Below are 17038 nucleotides of genomic sequence, written 5' to 3' on the forward strand. Positions count from 1 at the left end.
GAGTTGAGTCGAACAGGTACACCTCGCCGTACCGATCTCAGGAAGTCCCGGAGGAGGTACGTGTGCGCACCGCGAGAACCGTCCCCGTGCTCGCCCTAGTGACCGTCGGATCCCTGTTCCTCACCCCGCACAGCGCCGTGGCCGACCGCCCCGCGCCCACCCGGGAACGCGACGCCGCCGCCGACCGGGCCGCCCGCGCCCCGGCAAGCGCGGCCCAGCGGGCCCTGGCCGAGCACGCCCCCGTCCTGGACCGGACCGTGCGGGGCTACCCGCGCGAGCAGGTCCTCTCCCCCGACCCCGAGAACCCCGCCGACAAGTCCCTCAAGCTGGGCCTCGTCCCGTACCACGGCATCGCGCCGAAGCTGAACGCCCTGCAACGGCTGGGCGACCGGGTGAGCGTGGAGGTCGCGGGCCGTTCGGCCGGCGGGCACCGCTTGTATCTCGTCACGGTCACCGCACCCGAGACCCACCACCAGGCCCGCGCCCAGGAGCGGATGCGCGACCTCATCGAGAACGCGCCCACGACGGCCGCCAAGTCCCCTGAGATCAAGAAGAGTTACAAGACCCCCGTCTTCTTCAACAACAACATCCACGGCAACGAGTGGGAAGGCACCGATGCTTCCCTGCGCTTGATCGAACGGCTCGCCACGGCGGACGACCGCGCCACCCGGGACCTCCTGGCCCGCAACCGCCTCTACTTCAACATCACCGCCAACCCGGACGGCCGGATCGCCGGCACCCGGGCCAACGCGGGCGGCTTCGACCTGAACCGGGACTTCGTGACCGCCGCGCAGCCCGAGACGCGGGCGATGCGGCAGATCCTGCTCGACAAGCAGCCGGCCGTCATGCTCGACCTGCACGGCTACGTCAACGGCACCCTCATCGAGCCCACCACTCCCCCGCACGGCGAGAACTACGAGTACGACCTGTTCCTGAAGAACACCTACGCCAACGCCCTCGGCATGGAGGCGGCGGTCAACGCCCTCGGCCACACCCCGCAGCAGGACGGCGTGCGGCCCGCGCAGATCCCCTTCCGGGACCAGGAGGAGGGCTGGGACGACTGGCCGCCGATCTTCACCCCGCAATACGCCGCCTTCCACGGCACGGTCGCCGCGCACACGGTGGAGATCCCGCTGCGGGTGAACAACACCGCTTACGACACCCTGCCGGCCGAGGAACTGCGCCGCCGGTCCGCAATCAACGTCGACATCGCCGGTGCCGCGCTGCGCGCCACGCTCGACTTCGCGCATTCCAGGCGGACTTCGCTGATCGCCGACCAGATCGAGGTCTTCCGCCGGGGAGCGGCCGGAGCGGCCCAGGTGCCGGTCTCCGCGGAGACGGTCCCCGGGGTCCCCGGCATCGGGCCCGAGGACGTCTACACGACCACCTTCCCCCGCGCCTACGTCATCCCCGGCGGCACCACCGCCGCCGCCCGCCTGGTCGACCACCTGATCGCCAACGACGTCCGCGTCACCCGCGCCACCCGTCCCTTCCGGCTGGACGGCAGGACGTACCCGAAGGGCGCGTACGTCGTCGACCTGCGCCAGCCCAAGCGCGGCATGGCCAACGTCCTGCTGGCCGACGGGCGGGACATCAGCGACAAGGTGTCGGTGATGTACGACATCTCCGGCTGGAGCCTCGGCAGGCTGTGGGGCGCCGAGGTGCGCCCGGTGACCTCCGGGAGCCTGACGGGCCTGCCCCTGCGGGCCGTGCGCGAGGCCGCGCCCGTCGGCCGGGTCGCCCCGCGCGGCGACCTGCGGCTGCGGCTGACCGACCCGAACGAGGTGGCCGCGCTCAACCACCTGCTCCAGCAAGGTGTTCCGGTACGGCGGGCCGCGGACGGCAGTGCGCTGGTGCCGGGGTCGGCGCGGGCGCTGGCGGCGCAGGCGGCACGCCGGTACGACGTCGTCCTCGACGCCACCCGGCTCGGCGGCGGTGCCGAGCTGCGCCCGGTGCGGGTGGCGGCGGCCGTGACGGCGGGCGAGCTGTTCGCGCTGCGGGAGATGAACTTCGAGGTCGTGCCGGTCTCCACGGCCGTGCTCAACGCGGGGTTCGACTGGTCCTCGGTGGACGTGCTGTTCGTGTCGGCGGGCCTGGACCACGGCGGCCTCACCCCGGCCGCCCGCACCGCGCTGGACGCCTTCCTCGCCGGGCACGGGCTCGTCGGACGGGGCAGCGCGGGCGTCGCGCTCAACACGGCGGCCGGGCTGCCGGCGGCGACGGCCGTGGAAGGCAACCGGAACGCCAACGGCGTGGTACGGCTGGTGGATTCGGGCGGTGCCACGGACCATGGGTTCGTGTACGCGCCGGTGTGGTTCACCGACCTCGGGCCCGGGATGCGGGCGGAGCAGTCGTACGCGGCCGGGAACCCGCTGCTGTCCGGGCACTGGCGGCCGGACGAGGACGGCTCGGGCGGGCCGGCGGACGCGGCGGGCCGGGCCGCGGTGGTCAGCGGGGAGCGGGCCGTGCTGTTCGGCACCGAGCCGCTTTTCCGGGATCATCCCAAGGGAGAATTCGCCCAGGTGGGAAGGGCGCTGTTCACCATGGCACACGCGCACAGCGGTTAGTCGAGTACGAGGAGAGCGGATGACGCTGGAGATCCACGGCACCGTCGCGGACGGGTTCGAGGCGGTGCGCGACGCGTTCACCGCCTTCGTCGCGGAGGAACGACCCTACTACGAAGGGCAGTTGTGCGCGTACGTGCACGGTCGCAGGGTGGTCGACCTGTGGGCCGGGGACGGCGCGGACGGGGAGTCGCTGTACGGCGTGTTCTCCTCCACCAAGGGGGCCGCCCATCTGGTGGTCGCTCTCCTCGTCCAGGACGGCACCCTCGAACTGGACCGCAAGGTCACCTACTACTGGCCCGAGTTCGCCGCCGAGGGCAAGGGCGGTCTCACCCTGCGTGATCTGCTCGCGCACCGGGCGGGTCTGGTGGGCCTGGACGCCGGGTTCACCGCGGAGGAGCTGGCGGACGACCGGGTCATCGCGGAACGGCTCGCCGACCAGCGGCCGTTCTGGCGTCCGGGCACCGCCTTCGGCTATCACGCCCTGGTCATCGGGGCGCTGACCGGCGAGGTCGTCCGCCGGGCCACGGGCCGTACGCTCCAGGAGGTGTACGAGGAGCGGGTGCGCGCGCCGTACGCGCTGGACTTCTTCCTGGGGCTGCCCGCCGCCCTGGAATCCCGCTTCCGTTCGGTCCAGCCGATGGCGCCGACGCCGAAGCAGCAGGCGCTGCTGGACGCGACGGCGACCGGCCCGCACACGCTCTCCTCGATCGCCTTCAACACCCATGTGCCGGAGCCGGGTCAGCTGGTCGACCACGCCAACTCCCGTACGGTGCGCGCCAAGGGCCCGGCCTCGGCGGGCGGAGTGGCCGCCGCCCGCGGACTCGCCGGGATGTACGCGGCGGCGATCAGCGAGGTGGACGGCCGTCCCCCGCTGCTGAAGCCGGACACGGTCGCCGAGGTCGGCCAGATCCACTCCGTCGGCTACGACCTGGTCGCCCGCGCGCACAAGGCGTTCGGACTGGGTTTCCAGGCCACCGCCGACGTCTGGTATCCCTTCCTGGGCGCCGGTGCCTTCGGCCACAGCGGCGCGGGCGGCTCCCAGGCCTTCGCCGACCCCCGCAGCGGCCTGGCCTACGGCTACACCAGGCGCCGCTGTGCCTTCCCGGGCGGCGCGGCCCCGGAGAACGCACGGCTGGTGAGGGCGGCCCATACGGCGGCGCTGGCGGTCTGACACAGGCGAAGGCCGCACCCCACGTCCAGGGGTGCGGCCTTCGTCGTACGCGACGACCTGCGGTCAGCCCAGCGTCACGGTGATGTTCCCTCGCGTCGCCTTGGAGTACGGGCACACCTCGTGGGCCTTCTTCAGCAGGCTCTGCGCCGTCTCCGCGTCCACGTTCGGGATGCTCGCCGAGATCTCCACGATCAGCCCGAAGCCGTCGTCGTTCTTGCCGATGCCGACCTTCGCGGTGACGGTCGAGCCGGAGATGTCGGCCTTCTCCTGGCGGGCGACTACGCCGAGCGCGCCCTGGAAGCAGGCGCTGTACCCGGCGGCGAACAGCTGCTCCGGGTTGGTTCCGGCGCCGCTGCCGCCCATCTCCTTCGGCGGGTTCACCACGACGTCGAGCTTGCCGTCATCGGTGGCGACCCGGCCGTCGCGGCCGTTCTCGGCGGTGGCGACGGCGGTGTACAGGACATCGGTCTGCTGGATGGACATGCGGTGTCTTCTCCTCCTCGGTCCGCCGTGACTCGCGCCCACGATCGACGGCGGTTTCGGAAAGAAGTTACCGCATACCGGAAAATCGTAGAAGAGGTGGCGGCCGGGGAAGGGCTCAGAGCTTGACGATCATCTTCCCGGTGTTGTCGCCGCGCAGGACCCCGAGGAACGCCTCCAGGTTGTTCTCGATGCCCTCGACGACCGTCTCGCGGTACTTCAGCGCGCCCGAGGCGACCCAGGGGCCGACCTCCTGGACGAACTGCGGCTGGAGGTCGTAGTGGTCGCCGACCAAAAAGCCCTCGATGCGGCCGCGGGTCTGGATGAGCCGGGCGAGGTTGCGGGGGCCGGGGGCGGCCTCGGTGTTGTTGTAGACGGAGATCATTCCGCAGACCGCGATACGGCCGTCGCGGTTGAGCAGGCCGATGGCGGCCTCCAGGTGGTCGCCGCCGACGTTGTCGAAGTAGACGTCGATCCCGTCCGGGGCGGCCTCCCTCAGCTGCTCGCCGACCGGGCCGTTCTTGTAGTTGAAGGCGGCGTCGAAGCCGTACTCCTCGACGAGCAGCTTGACCTTCTCGTCGGAGCCGGCCGAGCCGATGACCCGGGAGGCGCCCTTGAGCTTGGCGATCTGGCCGACCTGGCTGCCCACGGCACCCGCGGCGCCGGAGACGAAGACCGCGTCGCCCTCCGTGAAGGAGGCGGTGCGCAGCAGGCCCGCGTAGGCGGTGAGGCCGGTCATGCCGAGGACGCCGAGGTACGCCGACAGCGGCGCGGCGTCCGCGTCGACCTTGACCGTCTGGGCGGCGCCGACGGTGGCGTACTCGCGCCAGCCGCCGAAGTGCAGGACGTGGTCGCCGGGGGCGATGCCGTCGACGTTCGAGGCGACGACCTCGCCGACGGCGCCGCCCTGCATGGCCTTGCCGAGCTCGAAGGGGGCGACGTAGGACTTGGCGGCGCTCATCCGGCCGCGCATGTACGGGTCGACCGAGAGGTACGCGTTGCGCACCAGCACCTCGTCCGGTCCGGGCTGCCGGATCTCCGCCTCCACGAGGGCGAAGTCCTCGGGCTTGGGCCAGCCGACCGGGCGGCTGAGCAGGTGCCACTCGCGGCTGACGGCGGGGCGGGCGGGGGATTCGGGCATGGCGGGTGACCTTCCTGAATACTTCATTACCTGAAACAACCATGCGCCTGAATATTTCATGATGTCAAGTAACGGGATACGCTGGACGCCATGGCCACCCCGCACCCGCCCCACCGCCCCGACGAGCTGACCATGGAGGTCGTCGACCTGATCGGGTCCGTGGTGGCGCGGTACCACGAGGAGTACGAAGAGGCCGCCGGCACGCATGCGCTGACCGGGGCGCAGGCCCGGCTGCTGGGGCTGCTGTCGCTGGAGCCCCTGCCCATGCGGAAGCTGGCGCAGCGGCTCAAGTGCGAGCCGTCGAACGTGACCGGGATCGTCGACCGGCTGGAGGCACGGGGGCTGGTGGAGCGGCGGCCCGATCCCGCGGACCGGCGGGTGAAGGTCGCGGCGGCGACTCAGGAGGGGCGGCGGGTCGCCCTCAGTCTGCGGGAGTCGTTGCGGTTCGCCCGGGAGCCGCTCGCGGGGCTCTCCGAGGACGAGCGGCTGGCGCTGCGGGATCTGCTGCGGCGGATGCTGGAGTCCTGAGCCGGCCGCACTCCGGTCACGTCAGCCGCACCACCACAGGAAGCGTGTGCACGTCTCCTCCGGATCCGGCTCGGGTTCCGGTGTCGTCGGGTCCGCCGTCGGAGTCGGGTCCGGGTCCTGCGTGGTGGGCTCCGGGGCCTGGGAGGTCTCGGGGACCGCTCCCCCCGTCGCCGACGACTGGGCGTCCTTCGTCGGCTTGTCCTCCGGCTGCGCCGACTCCGTGGCCTGCGCGGACTCCGACTCCGACTCCGAGGGTGACGGGGAGGCGGAGGTGCTCGGGGACGCGGTGGCCGGTGTGTCCGTGGTGTCGCTGATCGGCTGCGCCGTTTCGACCGCCTCCTCCTCGGCGCCGCCGTCCGTGGAGGCCCCGCCCGCCGCGGCCGGGGCGGGGGACGAGCCGGGGGCGTCCAGGCCCAGTTCGGCGAGGCTCAGGCCGCCGGCGGCGAGCAGGAAGCCCGCGGTGACCAGCAGGGTGCGGCGGCGACGACGGCGGTGCGCCGCCGCCTTGCGGTCGCGGCGACTGGCGCCGGTGCCACCCTCGGGCGCGACCTCATCAGCGGCCCCGGGCTCGTGGAGGTCCGCGCCACGTCCGCCCCGGGCCGACCGGCGGGCCGCCGCCCGGCCCCCGGCCCCCGCGACCGCCGCGACCGGCTCCGGCGCGCGCTCGGCCTCCTCGTACGCGGCGTACGCCTGCGGGTCCTCCTCGCTCGGGTACGCGCGGAGTTGTTCGGCCGGTGCGCCGCAGCCCGGGCAGGCGAGGGCGCCATTCAGGTGCCGTCGGCACGGGTGGCAGTAGTCCATGACGCGGGAAGACTAAGTTCCGGGGAGATCACGTTCATAGGGCAGCCTGTGAAAGTTATGTGCGGAACTACCCCCTCCGCAGCACCTGTTGAGGTATACGCCCCATCCGTCACCGATGCCGTACCGAAAGGCGTGTCGAAAGCGGTGTCGAAACCGTTATGCGTGCGACCCATTGACACCCCCGCCGCCCCCTCCCTACTGTCACGTCAGCATTTCGAACGTGTGTCGAAATCTCGAACACACGCTAATGAGCCGACGACGCAGCAAGGGACAACTGCCGTGCGCATCACCGGAATCAGCACACACGTGGTCGGAACGCCGTGGCGCAACCTGACCTATGTACAGGTGCACACCGACGAGGGAATCACGGGAGTCGGTGAGACCCGGATGCTGGGTCACACCGACGCGCTGATCGGCTATCTGCGAGAGGCCGAGACCAACCACATTCTCGGCTCCGACCCGTTCGCCACGGAAGACCTCGTGCGCCGCATGAAGTACGGCGACTACGGCCGCGCGGGCGAGATCGTGATGTCCGGGATCGCCGTCATCGAGATGGCCTGCTGGGACATCAAGGGCAAGGCGCTCGGGGTGCCGGTCTGGCAGCTCCTGGGCGGCAAGGTCACCGACCGGGTCAAGGCGTACGCCAACGGCTGGTACACCACCGAGCGGACGCCCGAGGCCTACCACAAGGCCGCCCAGGGAGTCATGGAGCGCGGGTACAAGGCGCTCAAGATCGACCCCTTCGGCACCGGGCAGTTCGAGCTCGACCACGAGCAGAGCCTGTACGCCGTCTCCCTCATCGAGGCGGTCCGGGACGCCATCGGCCCGGACGCGGAGCTGATGCTGGAGATGCACGGCCGGTTCTCCCCGGCCACCGCGGTCCGGCTCGCCCACGAGCTGGCGCCCTTCAAGCCGGCCTGGCTGGAGGAGCCCTGCCCGCCGGAGAACCTGAAGGCGCTGGAGAAGGTGGCCGCCAAGGTGGACATCCCGGTCGCCACCGGTGAGCGGATCCACGACCGGATCGAGTTCCGGGAGCTCTTCGAGAGCCAGGCCGTCGACATCATCCAGCCCGACGTCGGTCACATCGGCGGCATCTGGGAGACCCGCAAGCTCGCCGCCACCGCCGAGACCCACTACATGCTGGTCGCCCCGCACAACGTGGGCGGCTCCGTGCTGACCGCGGCCTCCCTCCAGGTCGGCTTCAGCTCCCCCAACTTCAAGATCCTCGAGCACTTCAACGACTTCGCGGACTCCGAGATCAAGAAGGTCGTCAAGGGCGCGCCGCAGGTCGTGGACGGCTACTTCCACCTCTCCGACGCCCCCGGTCTCGGCGTCGAGCTGGACGTGGACGCCGCCGCCGAGTTCCCGCAGCAGCAGGCCCGCTTCGACCTGTGGGCCGAGGGCTGGGAGCGGCGCCAGCCGAAGGGCACCCAGAAGTGAGCAGCGCCGTCGTCGTCGAGGCGCCCGGCGAGCACCGGCTGGCCGAGCACACGCCGCGCGAGCCCGGCCCCGGGGAGGCGCTGGTGCGCGTCCACGCGGTCGGCATCTGCGGCAGCGACCGCGAGGTGTACCAGGGCAACCGGCCCGAGGGGTACGTGCGGTACCCGCTCACCCCCGGCCACGAGTGGTCCGGGACCGTGCAGCGGGTCGGCGCCGGGGTGCCCGGGTCCCTCGTCGGCCGCAAGGTCGTCGGGGAGGGCTTCCGCAACTGCCAGGTCTGCGACCGCTGCCACGCCGGCGAGACCACCCTGTGCACCGCCGGGTACGAGGAGACCGGGTTCACCCAGCCCGGCGCGATGGCCACCACGCTCACCCTGCCCGCCCGGCTGCTGCACGTGCTGCCGGAAGACTGCGATCTGACGGCCGCCGCCCTGCTGGAGCCCGCCGCCTGTATCGCCGCCGCGGCGATCAAGGCGAACGCCCGCCCCGGCGAGCGGGTCGCGGTGGTCGGCACCGGGACGCTCGGCATGTTCGCCGTGCAGTTCCTGCGGGCCGGATCGCCGGGCGAGCTGCTGGTGGTGGGCACCCGGCGGGACCGGGAGGCGCTGTCCCGGGAGTTCGGCGCCACCGGCTTCCGCACCCGGGACGAGGAACTGCCCGACACCTTCGACGTGGTCATCGAGACCGCCGGGTCCGCGTCCGCCGCGCGCACCGCCGCCTGTCTGCTCAGGCGCGGCGGACGCCTGGTCCTGACCGGGATCCCGGCGCCGGGCGCCGAGGGTCTGGACCCGACGGACCTGGTCGTACGGCAGCTGGAGGTGCACACCGTCTTCGGGGCCCCGCCGGATGCCTGGGCGCACACGGTGCGGGTGTTCGCGGCCGGGCTGCTCGATCCACTGCCGCTGGTCACGCACGAGCTGCCGCTGGAGGGGTTCGCGCGCGCCATCGAGCTGGTCGGGTCGGGCGATCCGAAGGTCGGGAAAGTCCTGCTGCGCCCCTAGCCGTGCGCCGGTGCGGGGGCGACCTGACGGCCCCCGCACCGGCGTACCACCAAGCCTTTGCCGTACCCAGAGCCGCGAACTTCGTCCGAAATAACGAACAAGAAGGACAGCTTGTGACCGACGCTTCCGCCACGGCAGCCCGTCGACCCGGCGAGCAGGCGCTCGCCGCCCTCGGCCTGGGCGCGCCCGACCTCTCCCCCGCCGACGCCTCGCCCCACTCGTTCCCGGGCGGCGGCCGCTGGCGCACCGAGATTCCCTCGTGCGAGGGTCCCGAAGCGCTGGCCGTTGTCCTGAAGGAAGCCTCGCGGCTCGACGTGCCGATCCACCGGATCAGCCAGGGCAGCGGCGTCTGGATGCTGACCGACGCCGAGATCACCGAGATGGTCGAGGCCACCGGCGAGCGCGACATCGAGCTCTGCCTGTTCACCGGCCCGCGCGGCACCTGGGACATCGGCGGCTCCACCCGTACCGACTCCCGGGGCGCGGGGCTGCGGGCCCGCGGCCACGACGCGGTGGCCGGCTGCGTCGAGGACGCCGTGCGCGCCACCGAGCTGGGTGTGCAGTGCCTGCTCGTCGCCGACGAGGGCGTGCTGTGGACCCTGCACCGGGCGCGCGCCGCCGGGATCATCCCGGCCGACACCACGCTCAAGGTGAGCGCGCTGATCGGCCCGGTCAACCCGGCCGCCTACGCGGTCTACGAGCGGCTCGGCGCGGACTCGGTCAACGTGCCCAGCGATCTGACGCTGGACCACCTCACCGAGATCCGGCGGGTCTCCGCCGCCCCCATGGACATGTACATCGAGGCCCCCGACGACCTCGGCGGCTACGTCCGGATGTACGAGGTCGCCGAACTCATCCGGCGCGGCGCTCCGCTGTACCTGAAGTTCGGTCTGTCCAAGACGCCCGGGATCTACCCCTACGGCCACCACCTGCGCGAACTCACGCTGTCCACCGCCAAGGAGCGGGTGCGGCGGGGCCGGCTGGCGCTGGACCTGCTCGCCCGGCACGGGGCCGACGGGGAGATGGCTCCCCTGGGCTCACGACTGCCGGGGGACCTCCGACGTTTCGAAACATATTCATAAAGGTTTCGGCGCCCCCTTCACAGAAGGCGACGCAGCCAAACAGAATCCCACACACCCAGCCGTGCTGAGACATCAAGGAAGATGACCATGCGCAACCGCAGAGCCGCTCTCGCCGCGATAACCACCGCCGCCTCCCTCGCCCTCACCCTGACCGCCTGCGGCCAGGACGGCGAGGGCGGCAGCGAGGAGGGCAAGGGGAGCACCGAAGGTGCCACCATCGGCATCGCGATGCCGACCAAGTCCTCCGAGCGCTGGATCGCCGACGGAAAGAACGTCGAGACGCACCTGAAGGACATGGGCTACAAGACCAAGCTGGTCTACGGGGAGGACGACCCCGACCAGCAGGTCTCGCAGATCGAGAACCTGATCACGCAGGGTGTGGAGGCGCTGATCGTGGCGGCCATCGACAACAAGTCGATGAACAACGTCCTGCAGCAGGCCAAGGAAGCCGACATCCCGGTCATCTCCTACGACCGCCTGATCCTCGGCACCGAGAACGTCGACTACTACGCCTCCTTCGACAACGAGAAGGTCGGCGAACTCCAGGCCACCTACATCGTGGAGAAGCTCGGCCTGAAGGACGGTTCCGAGAAGGGCCCGTTCAACATCGAGCTGTTCGCCGGCTCCAACGACGACAACAACACCCGCTACTTCTTCCAGGGCGCGATGAACGTCCTGCAGCCCTACATCGACAAGAAGCAGCTCGTCGTCCGCTCCGGCCAGACCGACCTGACCCAGGTCACCACCCTGCGCTGGGACGGCGGCACCGCCCAGAAGCGCATGGACGACATCCTCACCTCGGCCTACAAGTCCGAGCGGGTCGACGCGGTGCTCTCGCCGTACGACGGCATCTCCATCGGCATCCTGTCGGCACTGAAGTCGGACGACTACGGCTCCAAGTCCAAGCCGCTGCCGATCGTCACCGGCCAGGACGCCGAGGTCGCCTCGGTGAAGTCGATCATCGCCGACGAGCAGTCGATGACCGTCTACAAGGACACCCGCGAACTCGCCAAGGTCGCCTCCAACATGGTCGACGCGGTGCTCAACGACAAGAAGCCCGAGGTCAACGACGAGGAGACCTACGACAACGGCTCCAAGGTCGTGCCCGCCTACCTGCTGGAGCCGGTCAGCGTGGACAAGGAGAACTACCAGAAGGTCGTCGTCGACTCCGGCTACATCAAGGAAAGCGACCTCAAGTAACCTCCGGCACCCACTGATTGGAAGGCACGACCATGGCGGGACCCGTCCTGGAAATGCGCTCGATCGTCAAGACCTTTCCCGGCGTCAAGGCGCTGTCGGACGTCACACTGACCGTCCGGCAGGGCGAGGTCCACGCCATCTGCGGGGAGAACGGCGCCGGCAAGTCGACCCTGATGAAGGTCCTCTCCGGCGTCCACCCGCACGGCACGTACGAGGGCGAGATCCTCTTCGAGGGGGCGGCCTGCGAGTTCAAGGACATCCGGGCCAGCGAGCAGCACGGCATCGTGATCATCCACCAGGAACTGGCGCTGATCCCCTACCTCTCCATCGCCGAGAACATCTTCCTCGGCAACGAGCACGCCACCCGCGGGATCATCAGCTGGACCGAGACGCTCCGGCACGCCACCGAGCTGCTGCGCCGGGTCGGGCTGAGCGATCACCCCGACACCCGCGTCGCCGACATCGGTGTGGGCAAGCAGCAGCTGGTGGAGATCGCCAAGGCGCTCTCGAAGAAGGTGAAGCTGCTCATCCTGGACGAGCCGACCGCGGCCCTGAACGACGAGGACAGCGGCAAACTCCTCGATCTCATCCTGGAGTTGAAGAACCAGGGCATCACCTCGATCATCATCTCGCACAAGCTGAACGAGATCCGCAAGGTGGCGGACTCGGTGACGATCCTGCGCGACGGCCGGACCATCGAGACCCTCGACGTGAAGGCCGAGGGGACCACCGAGGACCGGATCATCAGCGGGATGGTCGGCCGCGACCTGGAGCACCGCTTCCCCGAGCGGACGCCGCACCAGCCGGAGGAGGGCGCGGCGCCGGCCCTGGAGATCCGCAACTGGACCGTGCACCACCCGATCGACCAGCAGCGCAAGGTCGTCGACGATGTGTCGATCGAGGTACGGCGCGGCGAGATCGTCGGGATCGCGGGCCTGATGGGCGCGGGCCGCACCGAACTCGCGATGAGCGTCTTCGGGCGGACCTACGGCCGGTACGCGGGCGGCACGGTCCTCAAGGACGGCACGGAGATCCGTACCAAGTCCGTCCCCGAGGCGGTCAAGCACGGCATCGCCTACGTCACCGAGGACCGCAAGCACTACGGCCTCAACCTCATCGACACCATCAACCGCAACATCTCGCTCAGCGCGCTGGGCAAGGTCTCCAAGCGGGGCGTGGTGGACGAGCACGAGGAGCGGCAGGTCGCCGAGGGCTTCCGCAAGTCCATGAACATCAAGGCGCCCACCGTCTTCGAACCGGTCGGCAAGCTGTCCGGCGGCAACCAGCAGAAGGTCGTCCTCAGCAAGTGGATCTTCGCGGGTCCCGATGTGCTGATCCTGGACGAGCCGACGCGCGGTATCGACGTCGGCGCCAAGTACGAGATCTACACCGTCATCGACCAGCTGGCCGCCCAGGGCAAGGCGGTCGTCTTCATCTCCTCCGAGCTGCCGGAACTGCTCGGCATGTGCGACCGCATCTACACGATGGCCGCGGGGCGGCTGACCGGTGAGTTCTCGCGGGCCGAGGCCTCGCAGGAATCGCTGATGCGCCAGATGACCAAGGACAAAGAGGTATCCCGATGAGCACGGATGTGACCGCGAAGACGCCGGCCCCGGCGCCGCCCGGCAAGGGCGGTTCGGCCACCGCCGACGGACTGTTCCAGCTGGTGCTGGACGGTATGCGCCGCAACATGCGGCAGTACGGCATGCTGTTCGCGCTCGGGCTGATCGTGGTGCTGTTCGCCGTATGGACCGACGGTGACCTGCTGCTGCCCCGCAACGTCTCCAACCTGGTGCTCCAGAACAGCTACATCCTGATCCTCGCGATCGGCATGATGCTGGTGATCATCGCGGGTCATATCGACCTGTCGGTGGGATCACTGACGGCGTTCATCGGTTCCATGGCCGCCGTGTTCATGGTCAGGAACGATCTGCCCTGGCCGGTAGCCGTCATCCTCTGCCTGGCCATGGGGGCCATCGCGGGCGCGGTCCAGGGGTTCTTCATCGCCTACGGCGGCATACCCTCGTTCATCGTCACCCTCGCGGGCATGCTGATCTTCCGCGGTCTGACCGAGATCTTCCTGGAGGGCCAGACCCTCGGCCCGTTCCCGGAGGGGCTGCAGAAGGTCTCCAACGGCTTCATGCCCGAGGTCGGCCCGGACACCAACTATCACAACCTCACCCTGTTGCTCGGGTTCGCGCTGATCGCCTTCGTGATCTTCCAGGAGTACCGCGACCGGCGCCGCCAGCAGGAGTTCGCGCTGGAGGTCGCGCCGCGCAACCTGTTCCTGCTGAAGCTGGTCGCACTCGGCGCCGCCATCCTCACGCTGACGATGCTGCTCGCCAGCTACAAGGGCGCCCCGTACGTCCTGCTGGTCCTCGGAGTGCTGCTGGTCGGCTTCGGCTACCTCATGCGCAACGCGATCATCGGCCGCCACATCTACGCCATCGGCGGCAACCTGCCCGCGGCCAAGCTGTCGGGTGTGAAGGACAAGAAGGTCACCTTCCTGGTCTTCCTGAACATGGGCATGCTCGCGGCCCTGGCGGGTCTGGTCTTCGCCGCCCGCTTCAACGCGGCCTCGCCCAAGGCCGGCCTCAACTTCGAACTGGAGGCGATCGCCGCCGCGTTCATCGGCGGCGCGTCGATGAGCGGCGGTGTCGGCACGGTGCTCGGCGCCATCATCGGCGGTCTGGTCCTGGGCGTGCTGAACAACGGTATGAACCTCGTCGGCATCGGCACCGACTGGCAGCAGGTCATCAAGGGCCTGGTCCTGCTGGCGGCGGTCGGGTTCGACGTGTGGAACAAGCGCAAGGTCGGTTCGTAAGTCGCTCGGGCCCCGCCGGAAGGCGGGGCCCGCTTCCTTTGCAGGAGCCGCAACATGGAACTGAGCAGACGTACCGTCATCGCCGGGGCCGCAGCCGCCGGTGTCACCGCCGCCATGAGCGGCACGGCCCATGCCACAGGGGGGCACAAGCCGGTGAAGTCGCTCTTCGGCAAGCTCGCCGACGGCACCAAGATCTACCGCTGGTCGCTGGAGAACGGAGGGACCCGGCTGAAGGTCCTCTCCTACGGCGGCATCGTCCAGTCCCTGGAGGTCCCCGACCGCCGCGGCCGCCGGACCAACGTCTCGCTGGGCTTCGACACCATCGAGGAGTACGTCGCCTCCAGCCCCTACTTCGGCGCCCTGATCGGCCGCTACGGCAACCGCATCGGCAAGGGCCGCTTCACCCTGGACGGCAAGACCCACCAGCTCTCCGTCAACGACGGCGAGAACAGCCTGCACGGCGGGTCCAAGGGCTTCGACAAGGTCGTCTGGGACGTCGAGCCGTTCACCAAGGGCTCCGATGTCGGCCTGTACCTCTACTACACCTCCGTCGACGGCGAGATGGGCTACCCCGGCACGCTGCGCACGAAGGTGACGTACACCCTCACCCGCTCCGGCGACTGGCGCATCGACTACGAGGCCACCACCGACAAGGCCACGGTCGTCAACCTCACCAGCCACGTCTACTGGAACCTGGCCGGCGAGTCCAGCGGCACCATCTACGACCACGAGCTGTCCATCGCCGCCTCCCGCTACACGCCGGTCGACTCGGGGCTGATCCCCACGGGCGAGCTGGCCAAGGTGGCGGGCACCCCCTTCGACTTCCGCCGCACCAAGACCGTCGGCGAGGACATCCGGGTCGCGCACCAGCAACTGCTGTACGGAAAGGGCATCGACCACAACTGGGTGCTGGACAAGGGCATCACCGCCAGGCCGGAATGGGTGGCAACCCTGCGGGACCCCTCCTCCGGCCGCACCCTGAAGATCGCCACCACCGAGCCGGGGCTGCAGTTCTACTCGGGCAACTTCCTCGACGGCACCCTGGTCGGCAGCGGCGGCTCGGTCTACCGCCAGGGCGACGCCCTGTGCCTGGAGACGCAGCACTTCCCGGACTCGCCGAACCAGCCGTCGTTCCCGTCCACCACCCTGCGCCCCGGCCAGACGTACCGGACGACGACGGTGCACTCCTTCAGCGCCTGAGCCGCACAGCGCCTGAAACCTCACAAGACGTTCACAACTTCCCGGCGAATTCACAGAGGTTGAACAGCGCCACACCGGCATCCGTATCCCAGGGTGGCCCGCGCTTCCCCGCGCGGGCCACCCGGACCCGGAGGTTGCCTTGGCTGAGAACGTCACCTCGCTGTTCCGCAGCACGGCGGCGCACAGCCCCTCGATGGCCGCGCTGACCCGTGAAGGCGGTGAGGATGCCGGGCCGATCGACTTCTGCATCCCGTGCAACCCGTACTTCCCCACGCCCGCCATGTTCGACGACATGGCGGGCCGGCTGCGCGACATCATCACGTACTACCCGAGCAGCGCCGACACCATCACGGCCGAGCTGTGCAACCTCCTCCGGCTCCCCCCGCAGGCCGTCGCCATGGGCAACGGCTCGACCGAGCTGATCACCTGGATCGACCATCTGCTGGTGCGGGAGTCCCTCGCCGTCCCCGTCCCCACCTTCGGCCGCTGGACCGACCAGCCCATGGAGACCGGCAAGCGGGTCGACATGTTCCCGCTCCAGGAGTCCAGCGGCTTCGCCCTCGATCTCGCGCAGTACGCCGAGTTCATCCGGGCCCGCGGCACGCGTGTCGCGGTGATCTGCAACCCCAACAACCCCGACGGCGGCTTTCTGCACCGGCACGCCATCGTGCAGTTCATGGACGCCATGGCCGACCTCGACCTCGTCGTCATCGACGAGTCGTTCCTGGAGTTCGCCGACGCGGAGGCCGAGCCGTCGGTCGTGCAGGAGGCGATGCTGCGGCCCAACGTGGTCGTGCTGCGCAGCCTCGGCAAGAACTTCGGTCTGCACGGCATACGGTTCGGATACCTGGTCGCGAACCCGGCGCTCGCGGGGCGCGTCCGCTCGATGCTCCCCAAGTGGAACCTCAACGCCTTCGCCGAGCACGTGGTGTTCATGCTCAAGCACCATGGGCCCGAGTACGCGGAGAGCCTGCACCAGGTGCGCCGGGACCGGCTGGACATGGCGAGCCAGCTGGCCGCGCTGCCCGGACTCACGGTCTACCCCTCGCAGGGCAACTTCCTCTTCGTACGGCTGCCCGTCGGCGCCGAGGGCACGGTCGTACGGGACCGGCTGCTCACCGAGCACCGGATCCTGGTCCGTGAGTGCGGCAACAAGATCGGTTCGTCCAGCCGCTTCCTGAGACTCGTGGTGCGCCCCCAGGTGGACGTGCGTCGCCTGGTGTCCGGCCTGGAACAGGTGCTCTACGGGACCAGGAGGGGAGCGGCCGCCGTACCCGAGCCGGCTACCGGGACCAGCTACAGCTCGGGCACGGCGGCCGTGGACCGGTTGGTGGGGTCGACCAACGGGGCGGGGATGGCTATGCCGATGCCAGTGCCTCCGGCGGTTGTGCCGGCTCCAGTTCCGGCGCCTGTTCCCGCGCCGATGCCCATGCCTGCGCGCATGCCTGCGCCTATGCCTGCGGCGGCGGCTTTCGAGCCTACGCCGCCTGGGGTTCCGGCCCGGGGTGGGCTTACGGCGGCGCAGGTTCGGGGGACGACGGGGCCGGGGTTGGCCCCTGCCCCGGCTACGGGGTGGCCCAACGCGGCCGGGATGGTGTGAGCT

Annotated in this window: 14 protein-coding genes; 11 read left to right on the forward strand and 3 right to left on the reverse strand. The window is 70.0% G+C overall.

The features are described 5' to 3' along the window. Nucleotides 1-62 precede the first annotated feature (62 nt). Both ACWD11_RS07305 and ACWD11_RS07310 read left to right on the forward strand, forming a co-directional pair. Nucleotides 63-2567 carry a M14 family zinc carboxypeptidase gene (locus tag ACWD11_RS07305; protein WP_451281788.1) on the forward strand — a complete coding sequence of 835 codons (2505 nt, stop codon included), beginning with the start codon at nt 63-65 and terminating at the stop codon, nt 2565-2567. A gap of 19 nt (nt 2568-2586) precedes the next feature. Next, nucleotides 2587-3738, forward strand: a complete 1152-nt coding sequence (locus ACWD11_RS07310; protein ID WP_451281790.1) for a serine hydrolase domain-containing protein — start codon at nt 2587-2589, stop codon at nt 3736-3738. Between the two features lie 63 nt (nt 3739-3801). Here ACWD11_RS07310 and ACWD11_RS07315 read toward each other — a convergent pair whose 3' ends face one another. Next, entirely contained in the window at nt 3802-4221 is a 420-nt protein-coding gene (locus ACWD11_RS07315; RefSeq protein ID WP_389416238.1) for an organic hydroperoxide resistance protein, read from the reverse strand. Between the two features lie 115 nt (nt 4222-4336). Then, a complete protein-coding gene (locus ACWD11_RS07320) occupies nt 4337-5359 on the reverse strand; it encodes an NADP-dependent oxidoreductase (RefSeq protein ID WP_451281792.1) in 1023 nt (340 codons plus the stop codon). Between the two features lie 90 nt (nt 5360-5449). Between ACWD11_RS07320 and ACWD11_RS07325 the strand changes: the two genes are divergently transcribed. Next, nucleotides 5450-5887 carry a MarR family winged helix-turn-helix transcriptional regulator gene (locus tag ACWD11_RS07325; protein ID WP_389416236.1) on the forward strand — a complete coding sequence of 146 codons (438 nt, stop codon included), beginning with the start codon at nt 5450-5452 and terminating at the stop codon, nt 5885-5887. 21 nt (nt 5888-5908) lie between these two features. Here ACWD11_RS07325 and ACWD11_RS07330 read toward each other — a convergent pair whose 3' ends face one another. Next, on the reverse strand, nt 5909-6688 hold the full coding sequence (locus ACWD11_RS07330; RefSeq protein ID WP_451281794.1) for an SCO2400 family protein: 780 nt from the start codon (nt 6686-6688) through the stop codon (nt 5909-5911). Nucleotides 6689-6967: 279 nt separating this feature from the next. Between ACWD11_RS07330 and ACWD11_RS07335 the strand changes: the two genes are divergently transcribed. The 8 genes from ACWD11_RS07335 (at nt 6968) to ACWD11_RS07370 (ending at nt 17035) form a co-directional block, all read left to right on the forward strand. Next, nucleotides 6968-8128 (forward strand): mandelate racemase/muconate lactonizing enzyme family protein, encoded by a 1161-nt coding sequence (locus ACWD11_RS07335; RefSeq protein WP_389416234.1) that lies wholly within the window; start codon nt 6968-6970, stop codon nt 8126-8128. Next, nucleotides 8125-9129 (forward strand): zinc-dependent alcohol dehydrogenase, encoded by a 1005-nt coding sequence (locus tag ACWD11_RS07340; protein WP_389416233.1) that lies wholly within the window; start codon nt 8125-8127, stop codon nt 9127-9129. The genes ACWD11_RS07335 and ACWD11_RS07340 overlap by 4 nt, the downstream gene beginning before the upstream one ends. A 113-nt stretch (nt 9130-9242) precedes the next feature. Further along, nucleotides 9243-10211 (forward strand): hypothetical protein, encoded by a 969-nt coding sequence (locus tag ACWD11_RS07345; RefSeq protein ID WP_389416232.1) that lies wholly within the window; start codon nt 9243-9245, stop codon nt 10209-10211. A gap of 87 nt (nt 10212-10298) precedes the next feature. Then, a complete protein-coding gene (gene chvE, locus ACWD11_RS07350; RefSeq protein ID WP_451281797.1) occupies nt 10299-11411 on the forward strand; it encodes a multiple monosaccharide ABC transporter substrate-binding protein in 1113 nt (370 codons plus the stop codon). A gap of 32 nt (nt 11412-11443) precedes the next feature. Then, a complete protein-coding gene (gene mmsA / locus ACWD11_RS07355) occupies nt 11444-12994 on the forward strand; it encodes a multiple monosaccharide ABC transporter ATP-binding protein (RefSeq protein WP_451281799.1) in 1551 nt (516 codons plus the stop codon). Beyond that, complete coding sequence (mmsB, locus tag ACWD11_RS07360; RefSeq protein ID WP_389416229.1) at nt 12991-14235, forward strand: multiple monosaccharide ABC transporter permease; 1245 nt, start codon at nt 12991-12993, stop codon at nt 14233-14235. The genes mmsA and mmsB overlap by 4 nt, the downstream gene beginning before the upstream one ends. A 54-nt stretch (nt 14236-14289) precedes the next feature. Next, entirely contained in the window at nt 14290-15435 is a 1146-nt protein-coding gene (locus tag ACWD11_RS07365) for an aldose epimerase family protein (RefSeq protein ID WP_389416228.1), read from the forward strand. Nucleotides 15436-15574: 139 nt separating this feature from the next. Continuing rightward, nucleotides 15575-17035, forward strand: a complete 1461-nt coding sequence (locus tag ACWD11_RS07370; protein ID WP_451281801.1) for a pyridoxal phosphate-dependent aminotransferase — start codon at nt 15575-15577, stop codon at nt 17033-17035. Nucleotides 17036-17038 lie beyond the last annotated feature (3 nt).

The organism is Streptomyces sp. NPDC002776 (assembly GCF_053592195.1).